This window comes from Neoroseomonas marina (genome assembly GCF_012927745.1).
In the GTDB taxonomy this organism is placed as follows: Bacteria; Pseudomonadota; Alphaproteobacteria; order Acetobacterales; family Acetobacteraceae; genus Neoroseomonas; species Neoroseomonas marina.
The window spans coordinates 427,680-442,676 of sequence record NZ_JABBKX010000002.1 but is presented as its reverse complement, the minus strand read 5'-3'; the positions used below and the strand labels follow the sequence as shown (position 1 = coordinate 442,676).

Annotated in this window: 15 protein-coding genes; 1 reads left to right on the top strand and 14 read right to left on the bottom strand. The window is 71.2% G+C overall.

Annotated features, from left to right (window positions below; genetic code table 11):
* Positions 1-64 precede the first annotated feature (64 nt).
* From trpB to GWK16_RS07330, 13 genes are all read right to left on the bottom strand, one after another.
* Positions 65-1,303 (bottom strand): tryptophan synthase subunit beta, encoded by a 1,239-nt coding sequence (gene trpB, locus GWK16_RS07390; RefSeq protein ID WP_170053298.1) that lies wholly within the window; start codon positions 1,301-1,303, stop codon positions 65-67.
* 178 nt (positions 1,304-1,481) lie between these two features.
* Positions 1,482-2,453, bottom strand: coding sequence for a dienelactone hydrolase family protein (locus tag GWK16_RS07385; protein WP_170053297.1), 972 nt, complete (start codon positions 2,451-2,453; stop codon positions 1,482-1,484).
* A gap of 52 nt (positions 2,454-2,505) precedes the next feature.
* Positions 2,506-3,144 carry a phosphoribosylanthranilate isomerase gene (locus GWK16_RS07380; protein ID WP_170053296.1) on the bottom strand — a complete coding sequence of 213 codons (639 nt, stop codon included), beginning with the start codon at positions 3,142-3,144 and terminating at the stop codon, positions 2,506-2,508.
* A 5-nt stretch (positions 3,145-3,149) separates the two neighbouring features.
* The gene (pyrF, locus tag GWK16_RS07375) at positions 3,150-3,863 is read right to left on the bottom strand and encodes an orotidine-5'-phosphate decarboxylase (protein WP_170053295.1); all 714 of its coding nucleotides are present in this window, start codon (positions 3,861-3,863) and stop codon (positions 3,150-3,152) included.
* Positions 3,863-4,171 carry a lipopolysaccharide assembly protein LapA domain-containing protein gene (locus GWK16_RS07370; RefSeq protein WP_170053294.1) on the bottom strand — a complete coding sequence of 103 codons (309 nt, stop codon included), beginning with the start codon at positions 4,169-4,171 and terminating at the stop codon, positions 3,863-3,865. The genes pyrF and GWK16_RS07370 overlap by 1 nt, the downstream gene beginning before the upstream one ends.
* Complete coding sequence (ihfB, locus tag GWK16_RS07365) at positions 4,171-4,494, bottom strand: integration host factor subunit beta (protein ID WP_170053293.1); 324 nt, start codon at positions 4,492-4,494, stop codon at positions 4,171-4,173. Before ihfB ends, GWK16_RS07370 begins: the two co-directional genes overlap by 1 nt.
* Before the next feature lie 52 nt (positions 4,495-4,546).
* Positions 4,547-5,461, bottom strand: coding sequence for a signal peptide peptidase SppA (gene sppA / locus GWK16_RS07360; protein WP_170053292.1), 915 nt, complete (start codon positions 5,459-5,461; stop codon positions 4,547-4,549).
* 190 nt (positions 5,462-5,651) lie between these two features.
* Positions 5,652-6,299, bottom strand: coding sequence for a hypothetical protein (locus GWK16_RS07355; protein ID WP_170053291.1), 648 nt, complete (start codon positions 6,297-6,299; stop codon positions 5,652-5,654).
* 123 nt (positions 6,300-6,422) lie between these two features.
* A complete protein-coding gene (gene rpsA, locus GWK16_RS07350; RefSeq protein WP_168041734.1) occupies positions 6,423-8,135 on the bottom strand; it encodes a 30S ribosomal protein S1 in 1,713 nt (570 codons plus the stop codon).
* Positions 8,136-8,404: 269 nt separating this feature from the next.
* Positions 8,405-9,190 carry an ABC transporter permease gene (locus GWK16_RS07345; protein WP_170053290.1) on the bottom strand — a complete coding sequence of 262 codons (786 nt, stop codon included), beginning with the start codon at positions 9,188-9,190 and terminating at the stop codon, positions 8,405-8,407.
* Positions 9,190-10,371 carry an ABC transporter permease subunit gene (locus GWK16_RS07340; RefSeq protein WP_170053289.1) on the bottom strand — a complete coding sequence of 394 codons (1,182 nt, stop codon included), beginning with the start codon at positions 10,369-10,371 and terminating at the stop codon, positions 9,190-9,192. Before GWK16_RS07340 ends, GWK16_RS07345 begins: the two co-directional genes overlap by 1 nt.
* Positions 10,372-10,531: 160 nt before the next feature.
* Entirely contained in the window at positions 10,532-11,575 is a 1,044-nt protein-coding gene (locus GWK16_RS07335; protein WP_170053288.1) for an ABC transporter substrate-binding protein, read from the bottom strand.
* A 34-nt stretch (positions 11,576-11,609) separates the two neighbouring features.
* A complete protein-coding gene (locus GWK16_RS07330) occupies positions 11,610-12,713 on the bottom strand; it encodes an ABC transporter ATP-binding protein (RefSeq protein ID WP_170053287.1) in 1,104 nt (367 codons plus the stop codon).
* 85 nt (positions 12,714-12,798) lie between these two features.
* Here GWK16_RS07330 and GWK16_RS07325 point away from each other — a divergent pair, with 85 nt between their 5' ends.
* On the top strand, positions 12,799-13,821 hold the full coding sequence (locus tag GWK16_RS07325) for an enoyl-CoA hydratase/isomerase family protein (protein WP_170053286.1): 1,023 nt from the start codon (positions 12,799-12,801) through the stop codon (positions 13,819-13,821).
* 157 nt (positions 13,822-13,978) lie between these two features.
* Here the strand turns inward: GWK16_RS07325 and GWK16_RS07320 are convergent, their stop codons facing one another.
* On the bottom strand, positions 13,979-14,974 hold the full coding sequence (locus GWK16_RS07320) for a LysR family transcriptional regulator (protein ID WP_170053285.1): 996 nt from the start codon (positions 14,972-14,974) through the stop codon (positions 13,979-13,981).
* Between the last annotated feature and the right edge of the window lie 23 nt (positions 14,975-14,997).

The following is a 14,997-nucleotide window of genomic DNA, read 5'->3' as shown; positions in this document are numbered from 1 at the left end:
CCTCGGGCCGCCTGGCTGTCGCGTCGTGCGCTGTCGTGCACGTGGCGGCTGGTGGTCGGGGCCGTCACAGCTTCACCCCAAGGTGGTGCGCCACGGTGAAGATGTCCTTGTCGCCACGGCCCGAGAGGTTCAGCACCACGATGTCGTCCTGCTTCATCGTGGGCGCGAGCTTCATCACGTAGGCCAGGCCGTGCGCACTCTCGAGCGCGGGGATGATGCCCTCGAGCCGCGAGCAGAGCTGGAAGGCCTCGAGCGCCTCGTCGTCCGTGGCGGTGACGTAGTTCACGCGGCCCGTCTCGTGCAGCCAGGAATGCTCGGGGCCGATGCCCGGATAGTCGAGCCCCGCGCTGATCGAATGCGCCTCCAGGATCTGGCCGTGGTCGTCCTGCAGCAGATAGGTCCGGTTGCCGTGCAGCACGCCCGGACGGCCGCGGGTGATCGACGCCGCGTGTTCCTCGGTGTCGACGCCGCGGCCGGCGGCCTCGACGCCATACATCGCGACGCCCTCGTCATCGAGGAACGGATGGAACAGGCCCATGGCCGAGGATCCCCCGCCGACGGCGCAGACCAGCGCATCGGGCAGGCGGCCTTCGGTGGCGAGCATCTGCTGCTTCGTCTCGTCCCCGATCACGCACTGGAAGTCGCGCACCATCTGCGGATAGGGGTGCGGGCCCGCGACGGTGCCGATGCAGTAGTAGGTATCCTCGACATTCGCGACCCAGTGGCGCAGCGCCTCGTTCATCGCGTCCTTCAGCGTCGCGGCGCCGGAGGTGACGGGATGGACCTCCGCTCCCAGCAGCTTCATGCGGAAGACGTTGGGCTGCTGGCGGGCAACGTCGGTCGCGCCCATGAAGACCGTGCACGGCAGGTCGAACAGGGCGCAGGCCGTGGCGGTCGCCACGCCGTGCTGGCCGGCGCCGGTCTCCGCGATGACGCGCGTCTTGCCCATCTTCTTCGCGAGCAGGATCTGCCCGAGCACGGCGTTGATCTTGTGCGCGCCGGTGTGGTTGAGCTCTTCCCGCTTGAAGTAGACCTTCGCGCCCTGCCCGGCGCCGGCCGCGGCGCGCAGGTGGTCGGTCATGCGCCCGGCGTACCAGAGCGGGCTCGGCCGGCCGACGTAATGCGTCAGCAGCCGCCGCCACTCGGCCATGAAGGCCGCGTCGTTCTTGGCTTCCTCATAGGCCTTCTCGACCTCGAGGATCAGCGGCATCAGCGTCTCGGCGACGAAGCGGCCCCCGAAGGGACCGAACCGGCCGCGGGCGTCCGGGCCCTGGCGCATCGAATTGGGGAGCGGCTTGTTCAAGGGGATCTCTCGGCGTTCCCGGGAAAGCGGTCCCTTTAGCGGAACCGCTGGAGGCCGGCCATAGGTGGAGGGGGAACGGAGTCTGGAAAGAGGGGCCGATGCCACGGATCGCGTGGTTCGGACATTCTCGCCGGACGCTCCCTGCCCGGGCGCCGCGCGGCGCCCGCAGGCCGGGCCTTCACCGCACGCGGATATCGATGACGTGGGTCTTCATGAACCCCGTCACCTCGCCCACCGCGCGGCCGCGCAGCGCGGCGTCGCCCTGGGTCTCGGTGCCGAGCGTCCGGCAGGCGGCGCGGGACCGGTTGTAGGCGCCGATCGTCTGGTCGTTGGCGCCGACGCGGAACAGCGAAATGCCCGAGATGCCCGAGGCGCGTTCGCGCCACAGCCCGTCGGAGCCCTGCTGCCAGACGCAGCGGGTGATGTTCTCGCCCTGCGGGTCGGCGCGGACCGGGCCGGCCGGGTCGTCGAAGCCGTGGCGGGCGTTCTGGTAGGTGTTGACCGTCACGTTGGCGCCGGCGGCGCGGAGGTAGGAGGCGAGGTCCTCGCAGGCCGGCTTGCCGGTGCGGTTGTCGCGATCGCCCACGATCATCAGGATCGGCGTGCGGCCGATGGCCCGGTTGCCGAGCCGGTAGGCGCATTCGGGCGTCACCGCGGCATAGGCGAGGTAGCGCGGCGCATTGGCCGGCCGGCCGGCCTGCACCGCCTGGTGCGCGGCGAGCAGCACGCCCGCCCCGCCGCCCTCGCCGAAGCCGACCAGGCCGGCGCGGCGGCGATCGATGCGCGGATGGTCCGCCAGGCGATCGAGCGCGCCGAGCGCATCGAAGGCGAAGTCCACCGCGGTCACCCAGGCGCGGTTGGCCGGCGGGCCCGACGACGGATCCACGCTGCGCGGCCCGTAATGGTCGAGCACCAGCACCGCCGCGCCCGAGCCCTTCAGCGCGTTGATGTAGTCCTGCAGATGGGCGTCGCGCTTGCCGCGCACGTCATGGGACAGGACGACGACGGGCACGCGCTCGGTGCCCTCGGGCAGCCAGAGCTCGCCGGCCATCGCCTGCTGGTTGGAGCCCGTATAGAGGAACGGATCGGGACGCGGGCCGCTCGAGCAGGCCGCGGCCAGCAGGGCCACGAGAAGCGTCAGCACGCGCATCGGTCGTTCCTCCGTTGGTCGGCGGAACGGTCCTCCAGCGGCGCGGGCCGCGTCAACCCTTGGCGGCGGTGATGAAGGCGCGGATCAGCGCGGCGTCCTTCACGCCGCGGGCGCGCTCGACGCCGGAGGAGACGTCGACGCCCGGCGCCTGCGCGGTGCGGATCGCCTCGGCGACGTTGCCGGGCGTCAGGCCGCCGGCGAGCAGCCAGGGCTTCGGGATCGTCCGCCCGGCCATCAGGCGCCATTCGAAGGGCTGGGCGTTGCCGCCGGGGAGCGGGCCGCCGGGCGGCGGGTGCGCGTCGAACAGGAAGCGGTCGACAACGTCGGCATAGGCGGGAACGACGTCGAGGTCGGCCGCGGTGCCGACGCCGAGCGCCTTCATCACTGGCGTCGCGAAGCGCGCGCGGATGGCGGCGGCACGTTCGGGCGTCTCGGTGCCGTGCAGCTGGATCAGGCCGAGGGGCAGTTCCGCCAGCACCGCGGCGATCTGGTCGTCGGTCGGGTCGACGAAAAGCCCCGTGCGGATCGGCCCGCCGGCATGGCGTGCCGAGAGCGCGCGGGCCTGGCCGGGCGTGACCGCGCGCGGGGAGGGCGGGAAGAAGACGAAGCCGATCAGGTCGGCGCCGGCGCCGATGGCGGCGTCGAAGCCCTCGGCATCGCGGATGCCGCAAATCTTCACCTCGACGGGCATCGCGGTCAGTCGGGGATGCCGGCGGCGATGGCGGCGGCCGCGGCGGCCGGGTCCGGCGCGCCGGTGATGGGGCGGCCGACGACGATCCAGTCGGCACCGGCGGCGACCGCCTCGGCCGGGGTGGCGATGCGGGCCTGGTCGCCGGCATCGCTGCCAGGGGGGCGCACGCCCGGGACCACCAGGGCCGGGCCGGGGCCGAGGTCGGCGCGCAGCAGCGCGGCTTCCCGCGGGCTGCACACCAGCCCGTCCGCACCCGCCGCGACGGCCATCTTCGCGAGCCGCCGCACCTGCTCGGCCGGCGTGTCCGCGACGCCGGTCGCGGCAAGTGCTGCGGCATCCATGCTGGTCAGCACCGTGACGGCGAGCAGGATCGGGCGGTCGGCGCCGGCCTTCTCGGCTTCCGCGCGTGCGGCGGCGATCATGGCCGGGCCGCCGCCGGCATGCAGCGTGACCATCGCGGGGCGCAGCGGCAGCAGCGACCGCAACGCGCCAGCGACCGTATTGGGGATGTCGTGCAGCTTGAGGTCGAGGAAGACCGGCGCATGCCGGGCGATCGCCGCGACCGCCGGCCCGCCGGCCGCGCAGAACAGCTCGAGCCCGACCTTCAGCACGCCGCAACGCCCGGCCAGCGCGGCCGCCAGCGCTTCGGCGCGCGCGAGGTCGCCGGTGTCGAGCGCCGGGATGATCCGCGCCGCGCCGCCCGTCGGTTTCGCGAGCATCAGGCCGGTCCTGCCAGGCGATCGGCCGCCGCGGCCTTCTCGGCGGCGTGGATGCGGTCGATCTCGCTTTGCAGGGCGGTGGCGCGGCGCTGCGCCGACCAGCCGCGCCGGCGCGCCGGCAAATCCGCCAGCCAGACGATCAGGGCGCCCATCAGGAAGGCCACCGCCGCGGGCAGCAGCACGGCGAGCGAGACCGGCGCCGTCCAGGTCACGTCGAAGGGCCACAGGCGCAGTTCCACCGGCTGCCGGTTCGACAGGGCGAAGAGCACCACCAGCGCGGCCAGCGGGATGAAGAGGAGCAGGCGCATCAGGCCGTCGCACGCGCCGGCGCGCGCCGCGCCGGGGACGTCGCGCCCTTGTTGATGCGTTCCCGCAGTTCCTTGCCCGGCTTGAAATAGGGAACCGACTTGGCGGAGACCTCCACCGTCTCCCCGGTGCGGGGGTTCCGCCCGGTGCGCGGGTCGCGCGCCTTGGTCGAGAAGGCGCCGAAGCCGCGCAGCTCCACCCGGTCCCCGCGCGCGAGGGCGGCGGTGATCTCCTCGAAGATGGTGCTGACGATCAGCTCCACGTCCGGCTGGCGCAGGTGGGGATTGGCACCTGCGAGGTGCGCGATCAGCTCGGATTTGGTCATGCGTGGCCTTCCCTCGGTCGCGGCGTCGCTGTGCCGCGCTGCGCTTCCCGCGTCAGGGCCGAGGCTGCCAAAGGGCGCGAGGGGCGTCAACGCCAAGCCATTCCGACAAAAGGGTTTTCATCATGCTCTCGGTCACCTGGGAGACCAGGCGTTCCGCCGTGCCGCGGGTCTGCACGTCGCGGATCGGCAGGGATTCCGGCACCTGGCGTTCGGCGGCAAGCCAGGCGCGGGCTTCGCGTTCCCCGCCGATGGCGTCGACCAGCCCCGCCTCGAGCGCCTGGCGCCCGGTGAAGACGCGGCCATCGGCGTAGGTCCGCACGCGCGCGGCCTCCATGTGCCGCCCGGCGGCGACCATGTCGACGAATTGTGAATGGAGATCCTGGATCACGCGGTCGAGCGCGGCGCGGCCTTCCTCGGTGAGCGGCCGGAACAGGCTCGGCTGGTCCTTGAGCGGACCGGAGGCGATGGTCAGCGGGCGGATGCCGGCGCGTTCCATGAGTTCCGAGATGTCGAAGGACTGCAGCAGCACGCCGATCGACCCGGTGACGGTCGCTTCCCGGGCGAAGACGCGCTGGGCCGGCATCGCGATCATGTAGCCGGCGGAGGCCGCCGTTGCGCCCATCACGGCGACGACCGGCTTGCGCTCGGCGATGCGGCGCAGCGCGGCGTGCAGCGCCTCACCGCCCGCCATCGTGCCGCCGGGGCTGTCGATGGCGACGACCACGGCGCGCACCGCGTTGTCCGTCGCGGCGCGGTCGAGCGCCTGCACGATGCGGCGATCCTCGGTGATCGTGCCCGAGACCGGCAGGCGCAGGACGTGCTGCGCGCCGGGCAGCGCGCCGGGCGCCCGCATGGCCGCGGCAACGCCGAGGGCGCCGAAGAAGACGGCGATCGCGACCAGCCGCCAGAAGGTCAGGCGCCGGCGAAGACGGCGACGGTCGGCGAGGAGGTCGGCTTCGAGGGACATGTCGCCTGAATGGCGATGCGCGGCGGACGGGGCAAGGGGTGCAGCGCAGTCCGTTCCGCCCCAACCCGCGGCTCCCCGATCCGGGTCGCGCCCCGCGGCGGACGGGATCCCGCGTGTCCGGAGGGCTGGACGTTTGCTCGCCCTTCGCGCAGGCGGCCGCGGGTCGGCGCCCGCACGCCCGCACGATCCCTCAGCCGTGGATGACGAGATCCAGGGATGTCGGCTGGTAGTCGGCGCCCTTGGTGGCCAGCCACTCGTCGAAATCGCGCCCGACATAGACATCCTCGCCCGGGGCGGGATCCATCAACTGAAACGGGGAGCTGTAGTTCTCGAAATGGGTTTCCACGACAAAATGGCTGGACAGCCCGGACTCCTTCGGTGTCACGAACCGAAGGATGACTTCATCCGATGTGAACGGGACCGCCTGATTCCATTTCTGATAGACACCCTTCAGGTCATGCTTCAACGCCCATATGTGAAGGCGGCCAGCATATTTATTCTCGTTTTTCAATCGAAAGATCTGGATCGGTTCTTTTCTGCCCGTACATTCCTGCAATAAATATCTAGCAATAGCGGCAGGGGTGCTACCGCACCAATCCACTATTCCGAGCGTCTGTATCTCGCTCATGATGAGTTGTTGTGAATGACGTTCTTTCTTGTATCGCTGTAGAGCCCGCAGAATGTACTGCGTGCAGGCGGCGCCACACCACAGCTCGCTTTCCTGATCAATTTTTCTCTGCGGATCCATCAGCATTCTTGGCGCGCCTTCCTCAGCGGAATCCGTGGCGGCATCAACGGGGAAGCTCCAGTTCCGCCGACGCAACGGATTGGCGATCATGCTGCAGCGTCGAAGGCGCCTCAAGCGCGCGTGTGTGCCCCCCTCCCGCGCCGGTCAAAAAGAAACCCCCGGAGCGTCGCCGCCCCGGGGGTCCAAGCCGTCACGCCGTGAGGCGTTTCGGGATCACTCCTCGCCGGCCATCTCGCGACGGCGGCGGATCGCCGCGCCGAGGATGTCGCCCAGCGACGCGCCGGAGTCGGCCGAACCGTACTCCTTCATCGCCTCGCGCTCCTCCTCGACTTCCTTGCCCTTGATGGTCAGGGCCAGGCGGCGGGCGGCGCGGTCCACGGCGGTCACCTTCGCGTCGACCTTCTCGCCGATCGCGAACTTGTCCGGACGCTGGTCGGCACGGTCACGCGCGAGCTCGGCCCGGCGGATGAAGCCGGTCAGCACGTCGTCGACCTTCACCTCGATGCCGTTCGCCTCGACCTTCGTCACCACGCAGGTGACGATGTCGCCCTTGCGGACGCGGTCCAGCACCTCGGCGGCCGGGTCGGCCTCGAGCTGCTTGATGCCGAGGGAGATGCGCTCCTTCTCGACGTCCACGTCGAGCACCTTCGCCTTGACGATCTGGCCCTTGGTGTAGGCCTGCATCGCCACTTCGCCGGGCTGGTCCCAGGACAGGTCGGACATGTGGACCATGCCGTCGATGTCCGGGCCGACGCCGATGAACAGGCCGAACTCGGTGATGTTGCGGATCTCGCCCTCGATGATGTTCCCCGGCGGGTGCGCCTCGAGGAACAGCTCCCAGGGGTTGCCCTGGGCCTGCTTGAGGCCGAGCGAGATGCGGCGCTTCGGCTCGTCCACGTCGAGGATCATCACGTCCACCTGCTCGGAGGTCGCGACGATCTTGCCCGGATGGACGTTCTTCTTCGTCCAGGACATCTCGGACACGTGCACGAGGCCCTCGACGCCCGGCTCCAGCTCCACGAAGGCGCCGTAGTCGGTGATGTTGGTGACGCGGCCGGAGAACTTCGCGTTCACCGGGTACTTCAGCGCCACGCCGTCCCACGGATCCGACATCAGCTGCTTCATGCCGAGGCTGATGCGCTGCGTCTCCGGGTTGAAGCGGATGACCTGCACCTTCACCGGCTGGCCGATGGTCAGGGCCTCGGAGGGGTGGTTGATGCGGCGCCAGGCGATGTCCGTGACGTGCAGCAGGCCGTCCACGCCGCCCAGGTCCACGAAGGCGCCGTAGTCGGTGATGTTCTTCACCACGCCGTCGAGGATCATGCCTTCCTTGAGGCCCTGGATCAGCTCGCTGCGCTGCTCCGCACGGGTCTCCTCGAGCACCGCACGGCGCGAGACGACGATGTTGCCGCGGGCGCGATCCATCTTGAGGATCTGGAAGGGCTGGGGCGAACCCATCAGCGGGCCGACGTCGCGCACCGGGCGGATGTCGACCTGCGAGCCCGGAAGGAAGGCCACCGCACCGCCGAGGTCGACGGTGAAGCCGCCCTTCACGCGGCCGAAGATCACGCCGTTCACGCGCTGGTTCGCGGTGAAGGACTTCTCGAGGTTCGTCCAGGCTTCCTCGCGCCGCGCCTTCTCGCGCGACAGGACGATGGAACCGTCGCGGTCCTCGTAGCGCTCGACGAAGAGCTCGATCAGGTCGCCGGGCTTCACCTCGGGCTTGGCGCCGGGGGCGGCGAATTCCTTGAGGGGCACGCGCCCCTCGCTCTTGAGGCCGACGTCGACGACCGCGACATCATCGTCCACCCGGACGACGCGGCCCGTGACGACGGAGCCGGCGAAGCCGGTGTCGGGGCCAAGCGTGGCATCGAGAAGGGCGGCGAAATCCTCGCTGCCCGCGCGGTCGGCGGTAATGGTGGCCATGCAGTCCTGTGCTTTCCGGTGTCTCCCGCCACAGCGCGGCGGGGGATGCGGCTTGCGCGCCCGCCTGTCGCGGGAACGACTTGGCCCGGCGCGCCTTCAGCGGCAGCAGATCCGGACCCGGATGGGTGGGCGCGTCACGGTTCGCCCGGTTCCGGCCCCCACGGATGGGAGCATGCCTTTCCAATACGGAAAGATCGCGCCGCGCTTAGGCTTCTGGTGACGAAGAGTCAAGAAGAACGGGCTCCGCCCCGGCCCGCAGGAGGCCGGGGTCAGCCCGAAAGGCGCCGCCGGCCGCGGGCCTGCAGCCAGGCAACCGCCAGCAGCAGCAGCACCGACATCACCACGAGCATCGCCGCCGCCGCCGTCGTCGTCAGGCTGATCTGATCGTTGAGGCCGGAGAACATCTGCCGCGGCAGCGTCCGCTGCGCCGGGCCGGCGACGAACAGGGCGACCACCACCTCATCGAGCGAGGTCGCGAAGGCGAAGACCGCCCCCGCCGCCACCCCGGGGGCGATCTGCGGCAGGCAGACGCGGAAGAAGGCCCGCATCGGCCCCGCCCCGCAGGCCGCCGCGGCCCGCAGCTGCACGGGGTCGAAGGCCTCGAGCGACGCCAGCACCGTCACCACCACGAAGGGCACGCCCAGCATGGCATGGGCGATGACCAGCCCCGTATGGGTCGCGACCAGCCCCAGCGGGCCGAAGGCCAGCAGCAGCGCGACCGCCACGACGATGACCGGCACCACCATCGGCGCCAGCACGACGCCCATCGCCACCGCCCGGAAGGCGCCCGTCATGCGCCACAGCCCGAAGGCCGCCGGCGTGCCGAGCAGCGTCGCCAGCGCCGCCGCCGCCGTGCCGATCCCCATCGAGTTCCAGAACGCCGGCAGCCAGAAGGGGGAGGCGAAGAAATCCTCGTACCAGCGCAGCGACAGCCCCGGCAGCGGGTAGAACAGGAAGGACCCGGCCGAGAAGGACAGCGGCAGGATCGCCACGATCGGCGCGACCAGGAACACCGCCACAAGCACGCCCAGTGCCCAGAGGATGCCGCGGGCCATCACGCCGCCCCCGGCCGGCGGAACCCGGCCAGCCGCCCGTACAGCGCCACGCACAGCCCGACCGCGACCAGCAGCACGATCGACAGCGCGGCCGCCAGGCCCCAGTTCACGCTGCGCGTCGCATAGAAGCCCACGAACCAGGCCAGCATCTGGTCGTTCGGTCCGCCCAGCAGCGCCGGCGTCACGTAGAAGCCCAGGGCCTGGATGAAGACCAGGATGCACCCCGCCCCGACCCCGGGGAGCGACAGCGGCAGCGTCACCCGCAGGAACACCCGCCAAGGCGCGGCGCCCAGCGAGGCCGCCGCCCGCGGCAGCCGCGGGTCGAGCCCCCGGAAGGCCGCGACCAGCGGCAGCACCATGAAGGGCAGCAGGATGTGCACCATCCCGAGCACCACGGCGAAGCGGTTCATCAACAGCGGCAACGGCGTCTCGATGATGCCGCCCGCCTGCAGCGCCGCGTTCACGATCCCTTCCCGCTGCAGCAGCACCATCCAGGCCGCCGTGCGCACCACCAGCGAGATCCAGAAGGGCAGCATCACCGCCGCCAGCAGCAGCGTCGCCGCCAGGCCCCGTGACGTCGCGATCAGCCAGGCGAGCGGCCAGCCCAGCGCCAGGCAGACCGCCGTGACCAGCAGGGAGATCCACAGGCTGCGCAGCAGCACGGTGCGGAAGACGCGGGTGTCCTCCGGCGCCTGCCGGACCGCCCCGGTCGCATCGCGGCGCAGGTCGAGCGCGGCGAGCACATGGAAGGACGACATCGGCCCGCCGGCGCGCGCGATGGCACCCCAGGTCTCGGGCTGGCCCCACTCGGCGCTGATGGCGAGCACGGCGGCGCGCGCGCTGCCCTCGAAGGGCGCTTCAACGCGGCGGGCGGTCATCGGCAGCAGGCCGCGGAAGCCGGGGCGGTCGGCGTTCAGCCGCGCGGCGGCGCGGGGGATGGCGCCGCGGTCGCCGCTGCGCGCGGCGCGCAGGTCTTCGACCAGGGCGGCGAAGGCTTCCTCCCCGGGCGTGCCGGTGCCGTTCCACGACGCCAGCGCGACGACGGTGCGCGGCAGGACCGGGCGGACCTCGTCATCCGTCACGCCGCGCCACAGGAACGCACCGATCGGGGCGACGAAGGTCACCAGCAGGAACAGCAGCAGGGGCGCGGTGAGCAGGGCCGCGCCGACAGGGCGCCTCACGGGGCGTCCCGGAGAGGGGCGCTGCCCCTCTCCGGACCTCTCCCCGCCAAAGGCCTAAGGGCCTTTGGAAACCAATCACGGGGTCCAGGCGCCGGGTATCGGTTTCCAAAGGCCTTTCGGCCTTTGGCGGGGTGGCCCGGAGGGGCAGAGCCCCTCCGGATCAGCGCGACACCCACGTATTGAACCGCTGCGTCAGCCGGTCGAGGTTGTCGAGCCAGAACCGGTCGCTGAGCTGCAGCGCGTTGGCGATGTTCTGCGGCGCGGTCGGCAGGTTCGCGAGCACCTCGGCGGGCAGGCGCTCGTTCACGCCCTTCGCCGTCACGCCATAGGGGATCTTGGGCGGCAGGCCGGCCTGCACGGCGGGCTGGCCGACGAACTTCAGGAACTCGACCGCCTTCGCCTTGTTCGGGCTGCCCTTCATGATCACCCAGGAATCCAGGGTGAAGATGTTGTTGGTCCAGACGATCGCGAAGTTGCGCCCATCGGTCGCGTTGGCGGCCGAGATCCGCCCGTTGTAGGCGACGGTCAGCGTGACCTCCCCGGCCGCGAGCCACTGCGGCGGCTGGGATCCGCGCTCGAACCAGGCGATGTCGGCCTTGATCGAATCGAGCTTGCGGAAGGCGCGGTCCACGCCGGCGGGGGTGCCGAGCACCTCATAGACCTGCGCCGGGGCCACGCCGTCGGCCATCAGCGCCATTTCCAGCGTCGTCTTGGGGCCCTTGCGCATGCCGCGCTTGCCGGGGAAGCGCGCGGTGTCGAAGAAATCCGCCCAGTTCGCAGGGCCCTGCGCCATGCGCGCACGGTCATAGGCGATGATGAAGGAATAGAGGATCGCGCCGACGCCATAGTCGTTCACCGCTTCCGCGATGTAGGCGTCCTTACCGCCGATCGCGGCCCAGTCGAGCGGCTCGAACAGGCCCTCATCGGCGCCGATCAGCAGTTCCTCGGATTCGACCTGCACCACGTCCCAGGTATTGGCGCCCGAGGCGATGCGCGACCGCAGGACGCCGATGCCGCCGTCCCAGGTCTCCTCGAGCAGGCGGTTGCGCGTCTGCTGCTGGAAGGGACGGAAATAGACCTCGCGCTGCGCGTCCTGGTAGGCGCCGCCCCAGGAGACCACCGTCAGGTCGCGGCCCTGCGCCCTGGCGGCGGCGGGCAGCGCTGCGGCGGCGAGTGCGCCCTTGAGGATCGTGCGGCGGTCCATCTTGCGTCTCCTTCAGTCGCTGCAGGGCGGCAGACTAGACCCGCGGCGCGGTCTCGCGGAAGGCGAAGGCCGCACCTTCCGGCCAGGCGATCGCGGCCGGCCCGCCGGGTTCGGGCAGGCTGCCGACGCCCGCCGGGCGCTTGGCCAGGATCTCCCCGCCATCGCCGACACCCAGGCGCAGGCGGACATGGTCGCCGAGGAAGATCGCCTCGAGCACCGTCGCCGGCAGCGCGCGTTCCCCGAGGTCCGATGCCGTCACGCCGGCGACCGCGATCCGTTCGGGACGGACCGCGACAACGCAGGATTCCCCGCGGCCGCCGCAATCGGCCGCCGTGGCCTGCACCACGGGGCCGCAGCGCAGGCGCACCGTGCAATCCTCCCCGTCACGGGCCTCGATGACGCCAGGCAGCAGGTTGTTCTCGCCGACGAAGCCCGCGACGAAGGCATCGGCGGGGCGGTCGTAGAGTGCCTTCGGATCGGCGCATTGCCGGATGCGCCCGCCCTCGAACACCGCGATGCGGTCGGACAGCGTGAGGGCTTCCGCCTGGTCGTGGGTCACGTACATCATCGTCACGCCCAGCCGCTGGTGGATGTGGCGGATCTCGAGCTGCATCTCCTCTCGCAGCGCCTTGTCGAGCGCGCCGAGCGGTTCGTCGAGCAGCACGATCGGCGGTTCGAAGACCATCGCGCGGGCGAGTGCCACGCGCTGCTGCTGGCCGCCCGAGAGCTGCGCCGGACGCCGCTCCCCGAAGCCGCCGAGGCGGACCATGTCGAGCGCCCTCGTCACGCGCGCCTGGCGCTCCGACCGGCCGATGCCGCGGACCGACAGCGGGAAGGCGACGTTCTCGGCGACCGTCATGTGCGGGAACAGGGCGTAGGACTGGAAGACCACGCCGATCCCACGCCGGTGCGGCGCCGTCTGCGCGATGTCGCGGCCTTCCAGCAGGATGCGGCCTTCGGTCGGCAGCTCGAAGCCGGCCAGCATCATCAGGGTGGTGGTCTTGCCCGAACCCGAGGGGCCGAGCAGCGTCATCAGCTCCCCGCGCGCGATGTCGAGGTCGAGGGATTGCACGGCGGTGGTGCCGGCCGTGCCGTAGGTCTTGCGGACGCGTTCGAAGCGGACCAGCGGATCGGCCATGGGGCGATACCTCCGGCGCGGGCGGGGCGCTTGTCAACGCCCTGCGCCGCCGGTAACGCCCTCGCAGCCAAAGAGGAGACGCGCCATGAGCGAGACCGCCGAGCCCAGCCTGATCGCCAAGAAGGAGGGGGTGGCCGGCACGCTGCTCATGAACCGGCCGAAGGCCCTCAACGCCCTGGACCAGCCGATGATCCGCGCCTTTTCCGCCGCCATCGCGGCGTGGAAGGACGATGCGTCGGTGAAGCTGGTGGTCCTGGAAGGCGCCGGCGGCCGGGCCTTTTGCGCCGGCGGGGACGTCCGCGCGCTGCGCACCGCGGCGATGGCGGGGGACCGCGCGACGGTCGAAGCCTTCTTTTCCGAGGAATACGAGGTCAATTCGGGCATCGCGACCTTCCCCAAGCCCTGGGTCAGCCTGATCGACGGCGTCTGCATGGGCGGCGGCATCGGCGTGTCGGTGCACCAGGGGCCGCAGGTCGTCACCGAGCACGCGCTGATCGCGATGCCGGAAACGGCCATCGCGCTGTTCCCCGATGTCGGGACCTCCTACGTGCTGCCGCGGCTGCCGGGCGCGATCGGGACCTGGCTGGCGCTGACCGGCGCCCGGCTGACCGGGGCGGATGCGGTCCATGCGGGTCTCGCGACGCATTTCGTCCCGCGCGAACGGCTGCATGAGCTGCGCGCGGCCCTGGTGGCCGAGGGCGTGGACGCCCTGCCGCGCTTCGCCCTGACGCCGCCCGAGGCGTCCTTCGCGCCGCATCGCGCGGCGATCGACCGCTGCTTCGGCCAGGACAGCGTGCTCGCGATCCTTGCCGCGCTGGATGCGGAGGGCACCGAATGGGCGGCGGCGCAGGCGAAGATCCTGCGGCGGATGTCCCCGACCTCGATGTGCGTGTCGCTGGAGCTGCTGCGCCGTGGCGCGGCGGAGGATCTGGCGGGCTGCCTCGCGATGGAGCTCGCGCTGACCCGGGTCGTGGTGAACGAGCACCCGGACTTCGTGGAGGGGGTGCGGTCGGTGCTGGTGGACAAGGACGGCGCACCGAAGTGGCAACCGGCCCGCGTGGAGGACGTGGATCCCGCCGCGATCGCCGCGATGTTCGGCGGGCGCTGACCGCCCGACCCGATTGGCCCCGTCCTCCCCAAGACGGTGTTCCCGCCGCGCCTCCCGCCCGTCCCGTCGCTTCGGGCCGGTCGAAGCCCCCTCCGGCGCGGAAGGCGGGGCATCGGGCGTCGAGGTCGTCGTCGCCGCCAAACCACGGCCGGATCGGCTACGGAGCCGCCGGCAGTGCGGGTTCCGTACGTCGGCCGGCGACCGCAAATGCGCCGGAGATGGGTTCCATGCCTGGTCCCAAGAGCGCCTGCGCAATCGAGAGCGATGCCTGATCCGCCTCCTGCACACAGTTGAGGAACGGCTCGATCGCCGCGCCGGTCCGCGCACCGCGCAGCCGCATCACGCCGAAATTGGTTTCGAGCCACTCGGGCCGCCACGGCAGGCGCACCAGCGCCCCCGCGCGAAGATGCGGAAGCGCCCCACGGGCAGTGCAGGCGACGACGGCGTCCGATTGCGCGGCGGCATCACGGGATGCCGCGAGGTCATCGGAGACGATGGCGGGAAAATGAGGGCCGGCGCCGTCGACGCGCGCAGCCGCCAGGGCCGACGACACGCGCTGCGCGAAGCGCGCCGGCACGTAGGAGGGGACGATGAAGGGGTAGCGGAAGAGATCCGTCTCCGTCAGCGCATTTCCGAGCGCGACGAGAGGATGGCCCGCCCGGGCGAACACGAAGATCGGATGCCGGCGGAGTGGCGTGATCGCCAGCTCTTCAGGGCTGTCGAGGTCGGAGACCTCGGCGATCGCAATGGAGGCTCGCCGCTCGACCAGAGCGCGGACCGCATCCCCGGCTGACCCGCCGAGGATCTGCACCTGGACGCCAGGGTGCCGCGCGAGCAGCAGGGCCATGGCCGTGCTGCCGACCGCTTCCAGCGCAAAAGGGCCGGCGCTGAGGACCAGCCTGTCGGTCTGCGAGCCCCGAAGCTGGGTTACGATGGCTGCCAATTCGTCAGCCTTCGCCAGCACTTCTGCTCCCTTGAGGATGATCGCGCGACAGACCGGCGTCGGCTCGAAGCCACGCCGGGAACGGTCGAAGAGCTGACCGCCAACCCTGGCCTCGATCGCCGTGACGGCGCGCGTCAGCGCCGACGGGGACAGGCCGAGCACCCGGCCCGCACGCACGAGGCTCCTGTGCTCGGCCAGCGCGACGATCAACCTGATGTGCCTCGTATCGATCA

Excerpts from the sequence above, each read along its gene's own strand:
- GWK16_RS07385 (WP_170053297.1), bottom strand. The coding sequence starts at position 2,453 with ATGCGCGTGCTGACGCTTCTCGTGGCCCTGCTGGCCGCGGCCTGCTCG.
- pyrF (WP_170053295.1), bottom strand. The coding sequence starts at position 3,863 with ATGCTCGCGAAACCGACGGGCGGCGCGGCGCGGATCATCCCGGCGCTC.
- GWK16_RS07370 (WP_170053294.1), bottom strand. The coding sequence starts at position 4,171 with ATGCGCCTGCTCCTCTTCATCCCGCTGGCCGCGCTGGTGGTGCTCTTC.
- GWK16_RS07345 (WP_170053290.1), bottom strand. The coding sequence starts at position 9,190 with ATGGCCCGCGGCATCCTCTGGGCACTGGGCGTGCTTGTGGCGGTGTTC.
- GWK16_RS07355 (WP_170053291.1), bottom strand. The coding sequence starts at position 6,299 with ATGATCGCCAATCCGTTGCGTCGGCGGAACTGGAGCTTCCCCGTTGAT.
- GWK16_RS07380 (WP_170053296.1), bottom strand. The coding sequence starts at position 3,144 with ATGCCCGTCGAGGTGAAGATTTGCGGCATCCGCGATGCCGAGGGCTTC.
- GWK16_RS07330 (WP_170053287.1), bottom strand. The coding sequence starts at position 12,713 with ATGGCCGATCCGCTGGTCCGCTTCGAACGCGTCCGCAAGACCTACGGC.
- sppA (WP_170053292.1), bottom strand. The coding sequence starts at position 5,461 with ATGTCCCTCGAAGCCGACCTCCTCGCCGACCGTCGCCGTCTTCGCCGG.
- GWK16_RS07335 (WP_170053288.1), bottom strand. The coding sequence starts at position 11,575 with ATGGACCGCCGCACGATCCTCAAGGGCGCACTCGCCGCCGCAGCGCTG.
- rpsA (WP_168041734.1), bottom strand. The coding sequence starts at position 8,135 with ATGGCCACCATTACCGCCGACCGCGCGGGCAGCGAGGATTTCGCCGCC.
- GWK16_RS07325 (WP_170053286.1), top strand. The coding sequence starts at position 12,799 with ATGAGCGAGACCGCCGAGCCCAGCCTGATCGCCAAGAAGGAGGGGGTG.
- ihfB (WP_170053293.1), bottom strand. The coding sequence starts at position 4,494 with ATGACCAAATCCGAGCTGATCGCGCACCTCGCAGGTGCCAATCCCCAC.